Annotated in this window: 14 protein-coding genes; 4 read left to right on the top strand and 10 right to left on the bottom strand. The window is 70.0% G+C overall.

Annotation, left to right across the window (positions count from 1 at the left end):
• Positions 1-87: 87 nt before the first annotated feature.
• Positions 88-582: a hypothetical protein gene (locus ACZ5WK_RS22275; RefSeq protein WP_465549261.1), complete on the top strand. Its 495-nt coding sequence runs from the start codon at positions 88-90 to the stop codon at positions 580-582.
• 3 nt (positions 583-585) lie between these two features.
• Here ACZ5WK_RS22275 and ACZ5WK_RS22270 read toward each other — a convergent pair whose 3' ends face one another.
• Together ACZ5WK_RS22270 and ACZ5WK_RS22265 are read right to left on the bottom strand one after the other, a co-directional pair.
• On the bottom strand, positions 586-1,611 hold the full coding sequence (locus ACZ5WK_RS22270) for a hypothetical protein (RefSeq protein ID WP_465549259.1): 1,026 nt from the start codon (positions 1,609-1,611) through the stop codon (positions 586-588).
• Positions 1,608-1,907, bottom strand: coding sequence for a helix-turn-helix domain-containing protein (locus tag ACZ5WK_RS22265; protein ID WP_465549326.1), 300 nt, complete (start codon positions 1,905-1,907; stop codon positions 1,608-1,610). The genes ACZ5WK_RS22270 and ACZ5WK_RS22265 overlap by 4 nt, the downstream gene beginning before the upstream one ends.
• A gap of 1,404 nt (positions 1,908-3,311) precedes the next feature.
• Between ACZ5WK_RS22265 and ACZ5WK_RS22260 the strand changes: the two genes are divergently transcribed.
• Entirely contained in the window at positions 3,312-3,770 is a 459-nt protein-coding gene (locus ACZ5WK_RS22260; RefSeq protein WP_465549257.1) for an SRPBCC family protein, read from the top strand.
• 4 nt (positions 3,771-3,774) lie between these two features.
• Here the strand turns inward: ACZ5WK_RS22260 and ACZ5WK_RS22255 are convergent, their stop codons facing one another.
• The 5 genes from ACZ5WK_RS22255 to ACZ5WK_RS22235 form a co-directional block, all read right to left on the bottom strand.
• Positions 3,775-5,085, bottom strand: a complete 1,311-nt coding sequence (locus ACZ5WK_RS22255; protein WP_465549255.1) for a cytochrome P450 — start codon at positions 5,083-5,085, stop codon at positions 3,775-3,777.
• Positions 5,086-5,242: 157 nt separating this feature from the next.
• Positions 5,243-8,578, bottom strand: coding sequence for an SAV_2336 N-terminal domain-related protein (locus tag ACZ5WK_RS22250; protein WP_465549252.1), 3,336 nt, complete (start codon positions 8,576-8,578; stop codon positions 5,243-5,245).
• A gap of 43 nt (positions 8,579-8,621) precedes the next feature.
• Positions 8,622-9,617 carry an AAA family ATPase gene (locus ACZ5WK_RS22245; protein ID WP_465549250.1) on the bottom strand — a complete coding sequence of 332 codons (996 nt, stop codon included), beginning with the start codon at positions 9,615-9,617 and terminating at the stop codon, positions 8,622-8,624.
• Positions 9,618-9,630: 13 nt separating this feature from the next.
• The gene (locus ACZ5WK_RS22240; RefSeq protein WP_465549248.1) at positions 9,631-11,787 is read right to left on the bottom strand and encodes a VMAP-C domain-containing protein; all 2,157 of its coding nucleotides are present in this window, start codon (positions 11,785-11,787) and stop codon (positions 9,631-9,633) included.
• 1 nt (position 11,788) lies between these two features.
• Positions 11,789-12,103 carry a trypco2 family protein gene (locus ACZ5WK_RS22235; RefSeq protein WP_465549246.1) on the bottom strand — a complete coding sequence of 105 codons (315 nt, stop codon included), beginning with the start codon at positions 12,101-12,103 and terminating at the stop codon, positions 11,789-11,791.
• A 183-nt stretch (positions 12,104-12,286) separates the two neighbouring features.
• Between ACZ5WK_RS22235 and ACZ5WK_RS22230 the strand changes: the two genes are divergently transcribed.
• Positions 12,287-13,846: a type I restriction-modification system subunit M gene (locus ACZ5WK_RS22230; protein WP_465549244.1), complete on the top strand. Its 1,560-nt coding sequence runs from the start codon at positions 12,287-12,289 to the stop codon at positions 13,844-13,846.
• A 232-nt stretch (positions 13,847-14,078) separates the two neighbouring features.
• Positions 14,079-14,753 carry a 4'-phosphopantetheinyl transferase family protein gene (locus tag ACZ5WK_RS22225; protein ID WP_465549242.1) on the top strand — a complete coding sequence of 225 codons (675 nt, stop codon included), beginning with the start codon at positions 14,079-14,081 and terminating at the stop codon, positions 14,751-14,753.
• Positions 14,754-14,871: 118 nt separating this feature from the next.
• Here the strand turns inward: ACZ5WK_RS22225 and ACZ5WK_RS22220 are convergent, their stop codons facing one another.
• From ACZ5WK_RS22220 to ACZ5WK_RS22210, 3 genes are all read right to left on the bottom strand, one after another.
• Positions 14,872-16,140 (bottom strand): acyltransferase family protein, encoded by a 1,269-nt coding sequence (locus tag ACZ5WK_RS22220; RefSeq protein WP_465549240.1) that lies wholly within the window; start codon positions 16,138-16,140, stop codon positions 14,872-14,874.
• A gap of 96 nt (positions 16,141-16,236) precedes the next feature.
• Positions 16,237-17,145 (bottom strand): SDR family NAD(P)-dependent oxidoreductase, encoded by a 909-nt coding sequence (locus ACZ5WK_RS22215; RefSeq protein WP_465549238.1) that lies wholly within the window; start codon positions 17,143-17,145, stop codon positions 16,237-16,239.
• Between the two features lie 49 nt (positions 17,146-17,194).
• Positions 17,195-18,160, bottom strand: a complete 966-nt coding sequence (locus ACZ5WK_RS22210) for an acyltransferase domain-containing protein (protein ID WP_465549236.1) — start codon at positions 18,158-18,160, stop codon at positions 17,195-17,197.
• Positions 18,161-18,195 lie beyond the last annotated feature (35 nt).

Raw genomic sequence — 18,195 nt, 5'->3', positions numbered from 1 at the left:
GAGCCTGCCCGGACCGGTCCGCGACGATGATCCGTTGGGCGGTGACCGCAACGGTGCCCCGAAGCACCCGTCTGCGAAAGTCGCACAATGCTGCGAACTATTGAGATCACCGCCGAACTGACAGTGCCTCTCCGAGGTGAGGTCCTCCACAACCTCCACTGGCAGAAGAAGCTGGACCTGAGCTTGGACTGCTTCATCTGTAAGCGCACCGGGCGCACTACTCACCTCCGATTTGGCGAGGAATGCGCGGTATGTTCAGGTAGTCAGAGAGCGGAGCATCCGGCTGCGGGTCGCGTTGCCGCCTTCGACGTCACCGACGAGCGGGAGCGGACGGCACTCCGGGCCGTCGTCGACTACTGGTGGGCGCCGTTCCATGACACCAAGCGGGACGAGCCAGCAACCGCGCTGACGCGCGCGCCATGGGTCCGGCTGTACCTGGGATACCGCTGTCCAGAATCGCAGCAGACCGAAGCGTTCAGTATCCAGAGCAATATGGTTCGCCCCGTGAGCCAAACCTGTACCCACTGTGCTCACCCCCTCGCCACCAGCGCGCAGTCCCCCAACATCCGCCTGATGTCTTGATCCTCACCGCCATACACACCGGTCGGTGTGTTGCTGGCGAGCGCGTGAGTGTCGTTCCCGGCCGCTATGGTGCGGCGCATGCAATCGCTGATCACCGCCATCCTCGAGCACGCAGACGCTGCCCGCTTCCTCGCCTAACCTGGCGACTTTGACCTCGACCGGGGAGACCACGGCGAGGACGTCCACCTCGCGTCGGGCGCGGCTCTGGAGGGCTTCGCGGGTGATGGAGCAGGGGGCACGTACTTCTTCTGCGGCGACGGCGGGGAGGAACGTCCGGTCCTGTACGCGGATTCCGAAGGTGGCGCGGCTCTGGTCGCGATCGGCCTGCCGGAACTCCTGCGGCTCCTCCTGGTCGTGCCCTGGTGGCGCGACTGCCGAGCGTTCACCGCGGAGGAGAGCGGTGAGCTGGCCGCCGAGTACGTGGAGGACATGCCCGACCTGGCAGTTCGGCGGGCCCGAGCGGCCGCTACTCTCGGCCTTGACCTTCCCGCTGAGGCCGACGTCAGCGCACTCCTCCAGGCGGGCGGGGTCCTTGTGGTAGCAGGCCGAGCAGATTCCGCCTTCGGGGCGGCGGGCGGTGATCCGCATGCCCTCGCGGTGGCAGCGTGCGCAGGTAGCGCGGCGGCTCTTGGCGTCGCAGGTCGCGCAGAGTCGTCCCTCGGGCCGTAGCTGGCGAAGGTCGGTCCGGACCGTGCCGCAGTGCGCGCAGCCGGGGCGGACCACCGGATGGCCGCCCTCGTGCAGCACCTGGGTCAGCCGCAGCAGGACCGGCGGACAGAGCGAACTTTCGGAGATCAGGGCCTGGGGATGGTCGGCCAGGTGCTCGGCGAGCTCTTCCAGGTAGCGGGCCGCCCCGCGCACGGGGATCGGCACCGCGACCACCAGTGCGGCCGCAGCCTCCTCGGAGTCGAGGCCAGGCAGAGCCGCGGTGAGCCTGGTGGTGACAGCGGAGGTTGCGGCATCCAGCCGCGCGGCCTGGGCTGCCAGGCGGGCGACGACCGACGGCGCGGTCGGTGAGGGCTCGGTCACAGGCCCTCCGGGCGCCGGATGGAGGTCCGGCGCACGGCCGGAAGCGGTCCGGGTGTCTCTCCGCCGGCGGTCTTGCGGACTTCCTCGTTGACGACCTGAACCTCGATCAGATCGTTCGGCTGGCAGGCGAGGATGTCGCACAGGGCCGCCAGGACGTCCATCGACAGCCGCTGCGGGGGCTGGGTGACCAGCCGGAAGACCTGCTCGCGGGAGAGGGTGATGCCCCGCTCGGCCAGTAGCGGCACCACAGCTGCAGGACCTGCTTGGACAGGCCCTTTTGCCGCCACCCCTCCCAGCCCGACGCGGGCTACCCGCTCGTTGGCGGTGTCGAAGGTGTGCTGCCAGCCGCGCGGGGCCCGGGGCAGCCCGTCCTCGTTCAGCCACACCCCGCCGGAGCCAGCCCCGCCGGGGTGTCCAGGAAGATCCGCCTGCAGACCTGCGGCGTCAGCGCGTCCAGCGGCACCTGCATCAGCGTTCCCGTGGCGTCGACCAGCTGCAGGCGCCGCCGGCCCAGCACCCGGTGCAGCATCAGGACCTCGGCCAGCCGCTCGTAGCGGCCGGCCCGCTGGGCGCGGCGTACCGCTGCGGCTCGCTCGCCCTCGCAATAGCCGAGCGCGTCGGCCAGCACCGTGCGGCATCCAAAAACGCCGCCCCCGGCCGCCCTTCGCGCAGGCCGACGCCAGCCGGCACGTGGAGTAGTTGCGGCTGACACTCTCGCCGGGCACTTCGAGCATCAAGGTGCTGGCCCACTCCGTCAGCCGCAACCCGGAGCCGTACAGGCCGTCCGCGAACGCGCAGTCCCGCTGGCTGTTACGGCCCCGCCACCCCGATACCTCCCGTCCCTCACGGTCCAGGCCCCGCAGCCCCACGTCCCGCCACAAGGCGTAGCCGCCCGGATCGAGCCACTTCACATCCCGGTCACGCACCACCTGCGGTGCGGCCTCAAAACCGGCAGCACCCGTATAGGACGAACTCCGCTGGCGCACCAGCCGGATCACCGGATTGCACACTCCGAAACGGGGAGCGGCCCAGTCGTAGAAGGCGTTGACCGCGTCCAGGTTGTCCGACACGGTCCCACCAGCCACCCGCTCCGGACTCGACTCGTCCGTCATCCGCCAGAACTTGAAGCCCTCAACGTCCTCCGCGCTGGCGGAGTCCCAGCGGCCCCCCACCGCATCGAGGAAGCCCAGCCACGTGCACAACACGTACCCGTACTTCTCCCGGGTCCCCGCCGACCGGTTCCGCATCCGCAACGACCCGAAGAACGAATTGACCTCGGAAATGACGCGCCCGTCGGAATTGATCAGGAATTCCTGGCCCGTGCGAGTCCCGTGGCCGTCCGCGAATTCCCGCAAGCTCGGCAGACCGGCCAGCACCGGGTCAAAGGCGTACAACGGCACCACCCGGTCGGGCTCACAGCGGCGCAGATACCAGACTCCGAAGCGGGACGTGCGCCCCCGCAGTTGATCGCTCATGGCCCGGAACAGAACCACGCCGTACCGCCGCAGACCGATGCAACACGCTGAACTCGGCACAGAGCCAGACCCTACCCGGGAACCGCCCCACGGACGGGAGGGCCTCGCGACTATGGCGCACGTCACGGCGAAGGGCGGTCACGCTTCACCGGTGCGGGTCGTCTCCCTGCCGCGCCCGGAAGAGGACCCGGCGCCCCGCCCGCCCGGCCGAGGAGGACAGCCACCATGGAAACCATGACCGTCGAACGCGTCATCCACGCCCCCGTCGACGACGTGTTCACCTGGCTCACCACGACCACCAACTACACGGCCTCACCGCTGGTGCTGCGCTGCCGCCTGGCACGGCGCGGCCAGGACGCGCCCTACGGCGTCGGCGCCGTCCGCAGCCACCTCTGGCTCATCGGCTGGTTCAGCGAGCGCATCACCCACTACGACCCGCCGTACGCCACCGAGTACGTCGTCGAACGGAGCCTGCCGCCGTCCCGCCACGAACTCGGCCGCATGACCTTCACCGAGGTCGCCGGCGGCACCCACGTCCGGTGGACCACCCGCGCCGAGATCCCCCTCCCCCTGCTCGGCGCCCCGCTGACCCGCCTGCTCGCCCGGCCGCTCATCACCCGCGCCTTCCGCACCATCCTCGACGCCGCGGACGCCGCGCTCTCCCCCGGCCACCTCCGGGCCTGAGCACTCAGCCGGACTGCCGCCACCGCACCCGCAGTTGCTTGAGACCGTTCTGGAAGTTCGACACCATCCGGTCGGGCGCCGCGCCCGGGACCAACGCCAGCCCCGGCAGTCCGGTGACGACGTGCCGCAGCATCGCCGTCATCTGCAGGCGCGCCAGCTGCGCGCCGACGCAGAAGTGCGGGCCGTGGCCGAAGCTGACGTGGTCGTTCGGGGTGCGGGTGAGGTCGAAGCGGTCCGGGTCGGCGAAGACGCTCTCGTCCCGGTTCGCGGAGGCGTGGTAGATCACCACCTTCTCCCCGCGCCGGATCCGCCGGCCTCCCAGCTCTACGTCCAGGGTGGCGGTGCGCCGGAAGTCCAGCACGGGCGGCCAGTAGCGCAGCATCTCCTCGACGGCCGGGGCGGTCAGCTCCGGTCGCTTCAGCAGCAGCCAGTACTGCTCAGGGTGGGTCAGCAGCGAATGCAGGCCCCCCGGCAGGGCGTTGCGGACCGTCTCATTACCTGCGACCGCGAACAGGAAGAACATCGTCTCGAACTCCGCGGCGCTCAGCCCGCTCTCCCGCATCCGGGCCAACAGGCTGCCGGGGCGGGGCCGTTCGGCGAGGGCGTGGGCGTAGGCGAACATGTCGGCGAGGGCGGCGCGGGAGCGGGGGTTGACGGGGCGGCCGTCCGGGGTGGTCCAGGTGGTGGGGCGGTGGGCGAGCGCGGCCCGGCCGAGGTCGGTGAGGCGGGCCGGGTCGGTGGTGCTGGAGTCGGCGTAGTCGGCGTCCTGGTAGCCGATCACCCGGTTCGCCCAGTCCTGCAGCAGCTGCCGGTCCTGCTCCGGCACCCCCATGATCCAGGCGAGCGTCCGCACGGGCAGGTCGGCGACGAGCCGGACGGCGTCCGTCTCACCCTGCGCACGCACCTGCCGGACGGCGTCCGCCGCGTGCTGCTCGATGCCGGCGGCCAACTCGCGCAGGGCGCGCGGAGTGAACGCCCCCGCGACGATGCGGCGCAGCCGGGAGTGGTCGGGCGGGTCCTGGTTGAGCATCATCGTCCGGGCGAAGTCGAGGTCCGTGGCGGAGTCCGGGTCCCGGATCTGGGTCGCGCCCAGGTGCGAGGAGAACAGTTCGGGGCTGCGCAGCACGTGCTTCACGTCCGCGTGCCGCAGCACCGCCCAGTAGCCGGGCCCGGCGGGCCAGTTGCCCACCACCGGCTCCTCGACCCACCACACCGGGGCGGCCGTTCGCAGCTCCCGGAAGAGCCCGTACGGCACCCCGTCGGCATAGGTCCCGGGGAGGAAGATCCGGTTCACGTTCGCTTGGTCGAGCGTCACGCCGACCGACCGTACGGCGGCACGACACCGCGCACCAGATGGCGCACCGAGAAGGCGGCGGCGCGACAGTTGCGCCCAGTGACTCCCCTGTCAACGGCCACGGCCGCCACGACAGCCCAGGGCTCCCAGAAAACGCCCTGACCTCCTGCAGCAGGCCTCAGGCCTCATCGAGCAGCCAGGACGTCAGCCGCTCCGACAGGTCGAGGTCCCCATCGACCACATCGCGCGGCCGGCCGGTCAGGGTGTTCCGGATCTCCATGCTTTCGGCAAGCGCTGAAAGAGCCTCTTCCCGACAGCCCGAGCGGCCCAGGTTCACAGCCAGGTTGCCGAGGCTCGTGGCAAAGTGCGACAACATGGCCTCGGGATCCCTCAGGACCGCTTCCCGATACAAAACGACGGCCTCCCTGATGGCGCCGAGGGCTTCCTCACCCCGGCCCAGTTCACCCAGGCGGTTCGAGAGATTGTTCAGACTCCTGGCGAGGGCGGGAACGAAATGCTCGCGATCCTCCCGGACCAGCATGCGGTAAAGGTTCACGGCCTCTGAGATCGCGGCAAGAGCATCGGCCTCACGGCCCAGCTCACCCAGGCGGTTCGAGAGATTGTTCAAGGTCAGCGCGAGGCCGGCCCGATAGTCGTCAGGGTGAAGTCGGTGCAGCGTCCGGTAAAGGGCCACGGCTTCGCTGATCGCGGCGAGTGCCTCGTCCGGCCGGTTCACCTCTCCGAGATAGACGGCGAGATTGTTCAAACCCTGTGCCAGCGTACTGTGATACGTGTGAAGCGGCTGGCTTGCCAACTGCCGGTACAGCTCAACGGCCTCTTCGGCAGCGGCGAGCGCTTCGTCCCATTGGCCCACGGTGCTCAGATGGTTGGCGATGACAGTCAGGTTCCTGGCCAGCTCGGACCGATGGGCGTCCGGTTGCCGTGCCGCCGACTCTCGCAGCCGACGGACGGCCTCCTGCGCGGTGGCGAGGTCTTCCGCCGTACGCTCGGGTCCGGCCGGATCATCGGGATCCCAGGCGAAGGCGTCGGCCAGGTCGTCAGCGGTCGGCCGACTGGCCGGGTCCTGATCCAGGCACCTCCACAGCAGCTCGGCGATCAGCGTGTCAGCCACCGACCCGGCCAACGCCTCACGCAGCTCGACGTCGGCCTGGAGATCCCTCCACCGGCCCGTCGCGAAGGCGATGAGCACGGCGCCCATGGCGTACACGTCGCTCTCCTTCGTCGGATCGTTAAGGTCGTCCGCTGATTCACGAAAGACCTGGCTCCGCGTGAACTCGAACCGATAGGGGCTGTGAACACCGTCCCGCGACGAGGTCATCCACCCGATCAGCTGGACGTCTTGTCCGGTCACCAGGATGGTCTTGGGTGCGATGGATCCGTGTACCAGGCCCAGTCCGTGCGCACGGCCGACCGCACGGGCCACGTTCAGCCCGATGCGATGGAAGAGATAGGGATCGACGAGTCCTCCGTTCTCCTCGAAGACATCCCGCAGGTTCGGCGCCGGCTCCGTGTGCGGACCCTCACGGCGACGGGTGAAGGAGGAGGCCAGCCATGGCGGGCCTTCCTGGTCGCCCACGTTCGAGCCGAGCAGCCGTGGGGCGTAGGTACCCTGCATGCGCTCGAGGCAGTCCGCCTCCGTGCGCATGAGGTCCCAGGCCATGGCCTGGTCCTGGTCGAACAACGGGGCGGACGTTCGTACCAGGACCACATCCCCGTACTCGTCCTGCGCCAGGTACAGCCGGACTGCGTTCCAGCCCTGGTTGTTGCGTGCGTGGAGACGGTACCGTCCGAAGTGACGAGGGTCGTCGGGCCGGACCGGTGACCAGCCCTCCGGAACGGCCGGCGCCGACGCGCCCTGTGGAGCGGCTGCCGTGGTGCTGGGCCGGACCGTCGGATCCGTGTCATCCGAGGCCGCGGTCCGTCCCGGGTCGATGCTGATCGGTCCCGTACCTCCCGGTAGTACACCGAGTCGGCTCAGCAGCCGGTCCGTCAGCCAGCCGAAGGGCCGGCCAGTGTTCCCGATCATGACCGTGCCGTCCGGGTGGCCGACCCAGGCGGGGAAGCCCCGGGAACGACCGATGGAAGCCTCCAGCCGCTCCGCGACGACGCGCGTGGTCCGGAGCAGTTCCTTCGACGGGAGCGCGCCCAGGAGGATCCGGCGGGTCTCCGGCGAGAAGTCGAACGGCTGCTGGTGGGGCAGCGGCTCCGGCCCGTCGGTGCGGACCCGCCGCATCAGGCCGCCGAGGAACACCTCCACGATGTGCCCACTGTCGGTCGGTGGCCCGAGGGCGCTCTGGACCAGGCGCATCACCGGCGGGGTGACCGGAGCCACGGCCGCCAGGTGCGCCGCGAGCAGGTAGGCCTCGGGGGACGCCGCAGCTCGGAAGCGCAGGACGGCCTCCGCATCGTCGGGCTGCCGGGTGTCGGCGGCGCGACGGGCGGTAGCAGACCGGTCCGCGCTCCACAGCGGGAGCAGAGCAGAGGCTCCGGGCGACGCGATCAGTCGCGCCCAATCCGCGATGGCCGCGGGCGAGGGTTCGAGGACCGGCACGGGAACCGGCTCGAACTCGACCAGATCCGGCGGCAGCACCGGGTCCGTGACACGCCAAGTTGCGGCCGGACCGCCACGGCGGTGCGACGTGACGTGCCAGCCTCGCGCGGAGATGCCCGAGCTCGGCCAGAGGCGGGCCGGCAATGCATGGACGATCGCGGTCGGGCCGCACCTCGCCCACAGGTCGATCGCCCGGCGCATCCGGCCGTCCCGCCACGCCCTCCCGACGCCGTCGCTGATCACCAGGACGAGGGTGCCGCCGGTGGGGTCGGTCACGCTCTCCGGTGACAGGCGGTGCCCCCCGCTCCGGTAGGGGCGAGCGCTGAGCAGCGGGGCACGGGTGCTGCGGCTGTCGAGACCGTAGACGCGCACGTCGCGGAAGGCGCCCGCACGTTCCATCAGCCGACGCACCTCGGAGGCGAGACGCTGCCAGAGGATCATGGAGACACCGTCGTCGACGACGAGGGCCAGGGACAGCCAACGCGTCCGGACCGGCCGGGTGGCGGTCTCGGGCAGCCCGGTGTCAGCCATCGCCGCGACGGTCCGCGCGATGTCGAGCTCGTGCCGCCGGTCGTCGGGGAAGCGCTGCCGAAGCGGGCGGAGTGCCTTGCCCAGCCGGAGCTCCCCGGCATCGAGGAGCCGGCTGTCCGGAACCCGGACGCTGTGCGCCCGAGACGGCGTCGAAACCGGCGCAGGTTGTCGGTCTCCTTGCGCCGTCGCCTGCAGCGGACGTTCACGCGTCGCGTCCTGCGGTGGCTCCTGATCGGGCCGTTCGGCAGCCGCGGCAGGGATCGGTGGCTCGGCGCAGGCCTGCTCGGGACGGGGGTCGCAGTGGTCCCGGGGCGTGGCGCACACCGCTGCCCGGGCCAGCGGCCCGGCGTCCGGGGGAACCCTTCCGGCGAGCCAGAGCACGTCGAGGAGTTCCTCGTCGGAGAGCTCCACTCCGCTCCTGGCCAGTACGTCCCTCATCCGCCCGAGCATGCCGTCACACCGCTCCGCCGAGTTGGTGCAGGACGGCTTCGAGGAGACGGCCGGCGTCGAGGCGCACGCCGCCCTTGCGCAGGAACACGGCGTTCAGGAGTTGGTCGGTGGCGAGTTCGCCGGGGGCGCGACGGTGGAGGAACTCCTCCAGCAGGTCGTCAATGCCGTCCAGGGCGTCGCGGCCCAGGTGGGCGGAGACGATGTTCCGTAGCTGCTGCGCGTCGGGTTCGGGCAGGTCGAGCCGGACGCAGCGCCGCAGGAACGCCGGAGGGAAGTCGCGCTCACCGTTGCTGGTGATCACCACGATGGGGAACTCGCGGCAGCGGATCCGGCCGCGCGTGACGGGTGCGGGCTGGTCCAGGTCGTCCGTCTGGACGAGGACCGGGGACCGGCTCTCGCTCAGGCGGGCGAGCTCCGGGATCGCGAACTCGCCCTCCTCGAAGACCGTGAGCAGGTCATTGGGCAGGTCGACGTCGCCCTTGTCCAACTCATCGATGAGCAGCACCCTGGGCCGGTCCTGCGGAACGAGGGCGTTGCCCAGGGGCCCCAGGCGCACGTACTGGCCGATGTCGGGTTCCTGGCCACCCGCGTCGCGGCGCAGGCCGACCTCGCGCAGCCGGCCGACGGCGTCGTACCGGTACAGGGCGTCCTGCAGAGTGGAGCGGCTGTTCACGGGCCAGTGGAGGGCACGGCCGAGGACCAACTCATGGGCGAGGGCGTGGGCGAGGGAGGACTTTCCGGTGCCGGGGTGCCCGGTCACCAGGAGGGGCCTGCGCAGGTGCAGGGCGGCATTGACGACGTCGGCCTCGTCAGGGCCGATGAGGTAGGGCCGAGGGCCGGCCGCGCCCTGTTCCTGCGACTCCTTCTCGGGGGAGAACCGGCGCCACGGCGGGGCCGGAGGGAAGGCCACCTCGCGGGGCTCGCCGTCGCCGTGGAACAGCCTCCAGCCACTATCCGGCCCAGGGGTCCCACTGCCGGCGCGGGGCTCTGTGGTTGTCATAAGAGGGGGTCTCCTATTCGGGGTCCATCAGGTGCAACGACTCGGGCACCGGGTGCGGGTGCTCGTCCTCCCACACCAGGGAAGGGCGGGCCGGGCCTGTCTCGGGACTCACGAAGGCCCTGCTCCGGTAGGACCGGACCCGCTCGGGGAGACCGGGCAGGAGGCCACCCGGATCGACGCCTTGCAGCCTTTGGGCGTCCTCGACGCCGTCGGCCTCGCGGTCCCACAGGATCACGGGGACCCCGAGGGCCAGACAGGTCAAGAGCATCTCCGACCGCTTGTCCCGGGCGGCGTGCAGGACGACCTGGGCAGCGTTGCGATGGCTGGTCGTCAGCAGGTGCTGGAGCTTCGCCCGGGTGGCACTGCTGCCGTCCGTAGTCAGTGACATCGTGGACCCGCTCCTCCAACGGCGTCGCTGATCACTGCGCCGAGCCGATCGGAGCCTACTGATCTCCGGACAGGTCAGGGTCAAGCGGAACTCGGCCCCGATCGGTTCCTCGGCCAGGATGGTGTCGGACTCACCCGGACTCCACTCGTCGACGGCCAGGTGCAGTCCCTGCCGGTCGACCAGCACGGTCACCCAGGGCACCTGGTCGTCCTGACCGGGCTCACCAACGACGGACTCGACGGCCTCCCGCAGCGACATGGCGACCTCCTCCGGTGTCCTCGACACCGTCCGTGACTCGTGAAGCACGGTGACCGTGCCGTCCTGGCGGGCGAGGAGGATCCGGCAGGTGTACCGCTCATCGGTGGCCCCGGGATCGCTGGTCAGCTCCAGCACCACTCGCGACACCGGCGACAACTGCCCTTCCGCCCACTGGGCAGCGTCCGCCCGGCGCTCGTTGAGGGCGGAGCGGTGGATGCCCACGCGGTCGGCCACACGCCCGGACCACCTACGCAGGTCGGCGCCGCGCTCGGCACCCACAGCCGCTGCCACGTACTCGACCACCCGCAACAGCGCCGGCACCGCCGGCGTTCCCTCCTGCACACGTTCGCTGTCGGACATCGACTCCAGCTCCTCGACGATCTCGTCAATATGATCGACCGACAAGCGCGGGTGGGAGAGCGTCTCCGGAAGACGCGCATAGCGCAGGGCCTCGCGCGCCGAGCGGGGAAGCAGCGCGGGATCCTCTTTGCAGACACCGCGCAGCAGGTCCAGGAGATCCTCGTACTCGTCCACGGAGAGCAGCGAGCAGACACCCGCGGCCCGAACCCAGGTGAGCAGAGCGGTCAGATCGGCGCGTTCCGCCGAGTCGGTGCGTGACGTGGCGGCCAGCGTGCTGCTGAGCGATGCGAGGGCACGGGGATTCTCCGCCAGTAGGCCGACGACGTCACCGATGGAAGGCTCGTACTGCGCCGGAATCCGCTGGTATCCCAACTGCTCGGCAAGCGCACGGGCATGGACGGCCCGGTCGTCCGATTTCGCGATCCAGGGCCACAGCCGATGCTTGAGGTCCTTCTCGAACGGCGTGAACTCAGCCGCCGGTCTGGCCTCCGGCAGCAGTGCGCCGATCTCGGCCAGGCGGGGAGGCCCTCCGACGTACGTCCGGAAGGCTTCGTCGAAGGCATCGTTCCCCGTGAACGCGTGGGCAGGACACGCACGCAACCGGCGGCCCGCGTAGGACCGGTCCTCCTGGATCACCACGCCGATGAGATGGTCCTCACAGAATACCGCCGCCCCGGAGGCCCCGCCCCAGGGATTCCTGCCCTCCTCGCGAGGAGCAGGGGCCGGTCCCTGGTCGAGCACGTAGAGACCGCGGGATCCGGAGGACAACAGGGGCAGCGCACCCCGCAGGTGCTCGACCTCACGTTCCTTGCCGGCGCTGGCAAGGGGAAACCCCAGCCCCTCGTACCGCAGCGGAGCCCTACCGACGGGGTACCCCCAGAGGACGGTCCCGGGGACCTCCACTGCCTCGGCCAGGCGCAGGAGGGCGACATCCAGATCCTGTGGGGGCAGCCATACACGGTCTACCTCGACGCTCACGGTGTCGCCGTGGCCGGGGTGCCCCACGTTCACCCGGATCGTCGCCCAGCACCTGCCGGTCTTCTTGTCGGCCACCACATGACGGGCAGTCAGAACCATGCGTGGGGCTATCAGGTAACCTGAGCCGACTCGATGAGCGTCCTGTGCAATCCGGCTGCGAATCAGCGCCAGTCTGCGCGGATCCATCTCACTCCTCGTCCAAGGACCCGAATTCGTCGTCGCTGATCTCGGGGCTGGTCCCGTTGGCCGCACGGTCCTTGACCGAGAGCTTCAAGGTCAGCTTGTGGGTGCGGACCGTGGTGGACTCCCCGCCCACACCAACGGCAGCCACCCCGAAGTTGAGTTTGCCGTCGCCCTTGCCACTGTCCCGCAGTTCGAGGAGCAGCTCCAGCTGAGCCTCCACGATTCCGAACGCGAACTGCTGGTCGGATCCCTGATCCTGCGCCCGGTACAGCTCCTGCCGCAGTCCCTCGATCGCCGCGGCCAGCCCGATACTTGTCATCCCCACTCCCCTTGCAGCCCCGTACCCCTCCGATGACCGCCGCTCCGCCGCGTCACCCGCCTCACCGTAACGCACCGCCGAGGGACAATGTGCTCCGCTCGACCGTTCGGACCACCACCGACGGTGCACTGTGCCGTACGGCCCGGCTGCACTCACCCACGGCTCAAGGAGACGGCTCGCCCGATGCCACCGCGTCAGAGGAACTCCGCCGAAGGACCAGCGCTGCCCGATGCACGCACCGGCCCGGTTGGTGACGCCCTCTGGGCGGCGATGGACAAGCTCCGCGGCTTCGTGGACATGGCACCCGCCAAGGAAGTCCTCCTCGGTCTGATCTTCCTGAAGTACCAGTCCGATGCCTTCGAAGGGCTTCGTAGCCGTGTGGCCCGGGAAGCCCGCGCCATGGGCATCGATGAGGATCGCCTCAACGAGCGCTTGGACGACCGGAACACGTACGCCGACGCCAACACGATGTGGATCCCGGATGCCGCCCGTTGGTCCTACATCTCCGACCGGGCCAGGACACGGCCGGTCAGCGGGCTTCTCCAGGAGGCGATGGCCGCCGTCAGGAACGAGAATCCCTTCATGGCAGGAGGCCTGCCGACGCTCTTCTTCCATCCCGGCTTCGACCAGGCTCGCATGAGGGAGGTCATGGATCTCATCGACGCAATCCCGTTCGGCCGCGCTGAGGACGATCCGGGGCAGAAGGGCCTGGCCAAGGCCTACGAGCAGGCCCTCGACTACTTCATGGCTGCTGACGGCAAACGAGGTGGCGAGTTCTACACGCCTCCATCGGTCTCTCGACTGGTCGCCGCGGTCATCGAACCGCTTCAGGGATCGGTGTACGACCCGGCGTGCGGCGTGGGAGGCATGCTGATCGAGGCCGGCAGGTTCGTGGAGTCCCACCGTGGCCGCACGGTCGACATCGAGTTCTACGGCCAGGAGTCCAATGCCCAGTCCTGGCGCCTGGCCAAGATGAACCTCGCCGCCCACGGCCTCCGGGCCGACCTTGCCGACACCCATCGCGACACTCTCGCTCACGACAAGCATCCCGGTCTCAAGGCTGACTTCGTCGTGGCTCACCCACCCTTCGGCATCCGCGACTGGGCACGGGACAAGACCGACCCCAGGTGGACGTACGGCGTCCCGCCGGGCAACAACGCCAACTACGCATGGCTGCAGCACGTCCTCTCCAAGCTGAGCGATCACGGCACGGCCGGTGTCGTCCTGCCAAGCGGATCCATGCCGCCCTTCGAGAAAGGTGAAGGTCGAATCCGACAGGCACTGATCGAGGCCGACCTGGTCGGTGCCATCGTGGCGCTGCCTGCAGGGCTGTTCCGGAACACGTCGATCCCCACCTGCCTGTGGGTCCTGTCGAAGAGCAAGTCCCCACGGAGGTCGGTTCAGAACGAGGACCGCAGGCGTCAGATCCTCTTCGTCGACGCCCATCGCCTGGGCCGGGAGGCTGACCGCAGCGCGGTCGAGCTGAGCGATGAGGACATCGCGATGATCGCCGGCACCTATCACGCCTGGCGCGGCTCGACCTCCGCCCGTCGGGATCGTCGAACGTACCAGGACGAACCCGGCCTTTGCTTCTCGGCCGACCTGGAAACCGTGCGCGACTACAACTATGCGCTGACACCTGGGCACTACGTGGATCTCGCCCCACCGAACCAGGGGAACCCCAAGGCCGCCACCGTGCGGGGAGTTCGTCTGACGCGGGACCTCTACGGCCTGTTCCCGTAGCTCGTCATGGGTGACCGGCGATGCGGCCTGTGTCGAAGACTCGGTCCTGCGTGCCCCGTTGGCGCGTCCGCGGCCTGCCCGAGGTGAAGTCCCTTCCGTGAGGCGACGGACCGCGGCGCCCACGCCCGCGCCGCGGTCCCCCCGGCCGGTCCCGGGGTTGACGCCGCTCGACGGCGGGCGGAAGACTCCGGGGCGGGTCCGTCCGTGACAACGAGGAGACCGCGGAAGCGTCGTGATCGAGGAACTGATACCCCCGCCCGCCGGTACGGCGCACGCGTTCACCGACCACGAGGCGGCCCTCGCCGCGCTGTACCCGCAGGAGGCCGCCGCCGTCGCGCTCGCCGTGCCGAAGCGGCGGCGGGAGTACGCCACCGTCCGGATGTGCGCGCGGCGGGCCCTGAACGGGCTGGGGGTCGCGGCGGCGCCGCTGGTGGCGGGTCGGCGGGGGGCGCCGCAGTGGCCGGCGGGCGTCGTCGGCAGCATGACCCACTGCGCCGGGTACCGGGCCGCCGCCGTGGGCCGCGCCTCGGACTACCTGGGGCTGGGCATCGACGCCGAGCCCAACGAGCCGCTGCCGGACGACCTGTTGGAGTTCGTCTCGCTGCCCGCGGAACGCGCCCGGCTGCGCGAACTGGCGGCCGCAGCGCCGGACGTCTGCTGGGACCGGCTGCTGTTCAGCGCCAAGGAGGCGGTGTTCAAGACCTGGTATCCGCTGGCGGCGCGCGAACTCGACTTCTCGGAGGCGGAGTTGGGCTTCGATCCGGAGGCGGGTACGTTCTCGGCGCGACTGCTCGTCCCGGGGGTGAGCGCCGGGGGCAGGCACCTGGAGGGGTTCAGCGGCCGGTGGCTCTGCCGCGGCGGTCTCGTCGTCACCGCGATCGCACTGGAGCGACCCGCCGGGCAGTGACGGGTCGGGGCGGTGACGGCTCCGGCGGTGACTCGGCGCGGAGACGGCTCCGGGCCGCTGCCCGTCGGCAGCGGCCCGGAGGATCGGCCGGCGATCGGCCTGCGATCGGCCGGGAGGATCAGCCCCGGGCCCGGGCCGGGTCGGCGGGCAGGGTCCGCGGGTAGCGCCGGCCGTTGAGCATCTTCCCGATCCAGGTCGAGCGGACCAGGTAGTGGTAGCTCAGGAAGAGGATCGGCAGCGCGACGGCCAGGATGAGCGGGTACTTGAGCGCCCAGTGCACCGGCCAGTCCCGCACCACGACCTGGAGGGCCATCACCAGCGGCATGTGGATGATGTAGATCCAGTACGAGGCGTCCGCGATGTAGCGCCGGACCGGGCTGAAGTCCGCGAAGAAGTGCAGCGCGGCACCGACGAGCCCGAGCGTCCAGAGCCAGCCCGCCAGCCCGTAGCCCAGCGCGCAGAGCAGCTTGGTCGTACCGGTGAGCGGCTCCAGCGCGGCGTGGCCGTCGACGGTGACCAGCGAGGACTGCGGGTCGAAGCCGCCGAGGGCGGCCGTGGCGACGGTCACGACGGCCGCGGCGGCGACGTACGCGACCCAGCGGCGGCGCCAGCCCTGGAGGGTCCCGGGGTTCTTCTGCAGGTACCAGCCGAACGAGAACGCGACCGCGTAGCCGACGATGGTCGGCAGCTGCGGCACCAGGTCGGTGTTGGGCGTGGGCAGGCCCTCCCACAGGTGCCACTGGTCGAAGAAGTAGAGGCAGACCGCGACGGGCAGCGCCAGCACGACCGGTTCGAGGCCGCGGGCGCAGACCCGGCCGACTGCCCGCTCCACGGCGCCGGCCTCCGGGGAGGACGCCCCGCCCTTGCGGAACAGGCCGAGCAGCTTGTGCCCGACGAGCACCGCCACGTAGAGCCAGTACAGCACCCAGAGGAACCAGAGGTGCGCCAGGGGGATGGGCACGATCGCCCGGGCCGGGACGAGACTGGTCACCGGGTCCTTGATCCCGAGCACCACGGCGATCAGGATCACGTTCATCGGCAGCACCAGCAGGGTGCCGAAGAGCAGCGGCAGCAGGATGCGCTTGCTGCGCTCCTTGAAGAACCCGCGCGCCTTCAGCCGCCGGTACTGCATCCGGCCGAAGAAGCCGGCCAGCAGGAAGAAGACCGGCATCCGGAAGAGGTGGATGACGAAGTAGGCGAAGGCGAGCGGCGAACTCGGGGAGTTGTCGACGATCGGCCAGCCGGTGTAGGTGAACCCGGGGATGAAGGCGAGCGTCGCGTGCAGCAGCACACCGAGCAGCAGCGCGAAGCCGCGGAGCGCGTCCAGGCCGTGGTACCGCTCGGAGGGCGCTTTCGGGGGAGCCGCAGCCTGCGCAGGAATGGCCACCGACGGGCTACTACTCTGTTGTTTCATGATTTCCTCGCGGAAGAATCGGTCGCGTCGGACGGTGGAAAGGCGGTACGTGCCGAAGAGAACCCGGCGTTACTTTTCCGGTGCGGCCGATGCGGCGCTCTCCGGACGGCGAGGACCGCCGGAGGCGGTGCTCCGTCCGAGGTCCTTGAAGTTCTTCGTCGCGATGTTGAGGCAGAACGACGGGGAAATGCGGAAGAGCCACCAGAACAGCTTCCAGAATCCGGGCACGATGATGACGCCCTGGTTCTTGGCGACCGCGTCGAGCGCCTTCTTGGCGAACTCCTCGGGGGAGATGGGCTTCTTCTCCTCCCACATCTCCTTGGTCTGCTCGCCGGTCACGCCCTCGACCTCGCGGCCGTAGGCGCCGCCCTCGATGAACGGGGTCCGGATGACGCCCGGGCAGAGCACGCTGACCCGCACGCCGAGCTGCGCGGCCTCGGCGCGCAGGTTGTGCGAGAGGCCGACGACGGCGTGCTTGGTGGTCACGTAGGACGTGGTGCCGGGGCTCGGGACCAGGCCCGCCATGGAGGCGGTGTTCACGATGTGGCCGAAGCCCTGGTCGATCATCACGTTGTACGCGGCCTGGACGCCGTTGACGGTGCCGCCGAGGTTGACGTCGATGACGCGGCGCCAGTCCTCGATCCGGTAGTGCCGGGCACCCGCGCCCATGCCGTGGCTGATGCCGGCGTTGTTGAACAGGTAGTCCAGGCGCCCGGTCCGCGCGACCGTGTCCTTGACCAGCTGGGCGAACTCGGCGTGGTCGGTCACGTCCAGCCGGGCCGCGGTGGCCTTCCCGCCGGCGGCCCTGATCCGGGCGGCCGCCTCCTCGGCCTGCTCCAGCTGGAGGTCTGCCAGGACCACCTCGCAGCCGCGGGCGGCGAGGTCCTCCGCCAGTGCGCGGCCGATTCCCGACGCGCCGCCCGTGATGATCGCGGTGGCGTCCTTGTAGATTCTGATTGCGCTGCTCTGCGCTGCCATGACCGGGTTCTCCTCCAGGACTCCGATGATCGGCCTCGGTCCGAGGCCGTCAGCCTCTTATCGAGGCCGTCTGCTCCTGAAAATCGCTCATCGATTTCAGGTTGTTTCCGAAACGGTTGATGGTGCTGGTCTGCACAGAGCCGCTGCCCGGCGGAAGGAGGTACTTCACAAAGGTCGCGAGCGTGGCGCTGGGTCCGAGGTCGATGAAGGTCGCATCGGTCTCGGCGGTCATTTTCCCGATGGTCCGCGCGAATTCCACCGGATTTCTCATGGCGGCCCAGATCCCGTCGGCCGTCACGGCGTCGACCGGCCCGGCGGCCGTGGAGGAGACGATCGGGATCTGCGGCGGCGCGAAGTCCAGGCCGCCGAGGAGGCCGCGGACCTCCGCCTCGACGGGGTCGATGAGCTCCGTGTGCACGCCCCAGTTCACGGGCAGCCGCTCACAGAGCACGCCCTCGCGCTTGAGGGCGGCCTGGAGTCCGTCGATCTGCGCGGCGTGCCCGCTGACCACGAAGTTGCCGTCGAAGTTGCGGCCCGTCACCCAGCAGCCGGCGAACAGGGCGGCGTGGGTGTCCAGGAGTTCCGGCGGCCCGACGATCGCCAGCATGCCGGCGCGCGGCGTCCGCTCGGCGAGCAGGTGCGCGAAGTCCACCGCGAAGGAGATGCCGAGCTCCAGTGGGAAGACCTCCGCGACCACGGCCGCGGTGATCTCCCCCAGGCTGTAGCCGAGCAGGAAGTCCGCCCGGTAGCCGAGCTCCTGCACGACCCGCGTCAGGCTGTACTCGACGCAGAGCAGCGCGGCGTTGGAGTCCGCGAGCGAGTCGAAGGGGTCGCTCTTCCGGCGGCCGGGGTCGAAGACGGTGTCCAGCAGCGACTTGCCGAGGATCGGCGAGGCGATCTCGTCGCAGTGGTCCAGCCAGAGCCGGTAGCGCGGGTGCTGCTCGTACAGTTCGCGGGTCATGTGGAAGTACTGGGAGCCCTGGCCCGAGTACATGAACACAGTGGGTTTGGTCATCGCCGGTGCTTCCAAGGGGTGTCGGTCGTGGGCGG

The organism is Kitasatospora sp. NPDC032757, assembly GCF_055579305.1.
Note: the sequence above shows the minus strand (reverse complement) of the source record. Positions and strands in the feature narration are given on the sequence as shown.

Bases quoted from the DNA above. Each gene is read 5' to 3' on its own strand.
- ACZ5WK_RS22275 (WP_465549261.1), top strand. From the start codon at position 88: ATGCTGCGAACTATTGAGATCACCGCCGAACTGACAGTGCCTCTCCGA.
- ACZ5WK_RS22260 (WP_465549257.1), top strand. From the start codon at position 3,312: ATGGAAACCATGACCGTCGAACGCGTCATCCACGCCCCCGTCGACGAC.
- ACZ5WK_RS22245 (WP_465549250.1), bottom strand. From the start codon at position 9,617: ATGACAACCACAGAGCCCCGCGCCGGCAGTGGGACCCCTGGGCCGGAT.
- ACZ5WK_RS22240 (WP_465549248.1), bottom strand. From the start codon at position 11,787: ATGGATCCGCGCAGACTGGCGCTGATTCGCAGCCGGATTGCACAGGAC.
- ACZ5WK_RS22235 (WP_465549246.1), bottom strand. From the start codon at position 12,103: ATGACAAGTATCGGGCTGGCCGCGGCGATCGAGGGACTGCGGCAGGAG.
- ACZ5WK_RS22230 (WP_465549244.1), top strand. From the start codon at position 12,287: ATGCCACCGCGTCAGAGGAACTCCGCCGAAGGACCAGCGCTGCCCGAT.
- ACZ5WK_RS22215 (WP_465549238.1), bottom strand. From the start codon at position 17,145: ATGGCAGCGCAGAGCAGCGCAATCAGAATCTACAAGGACGCCACCGCG.
- ACZ5WK_RS22210 (WP_465549236.1), bottom strand. From the start codon at position 18,160: ATGACCAAACCCACTGTGTTCATGTACTCGGGCCAGGGCTCCCAGTAC.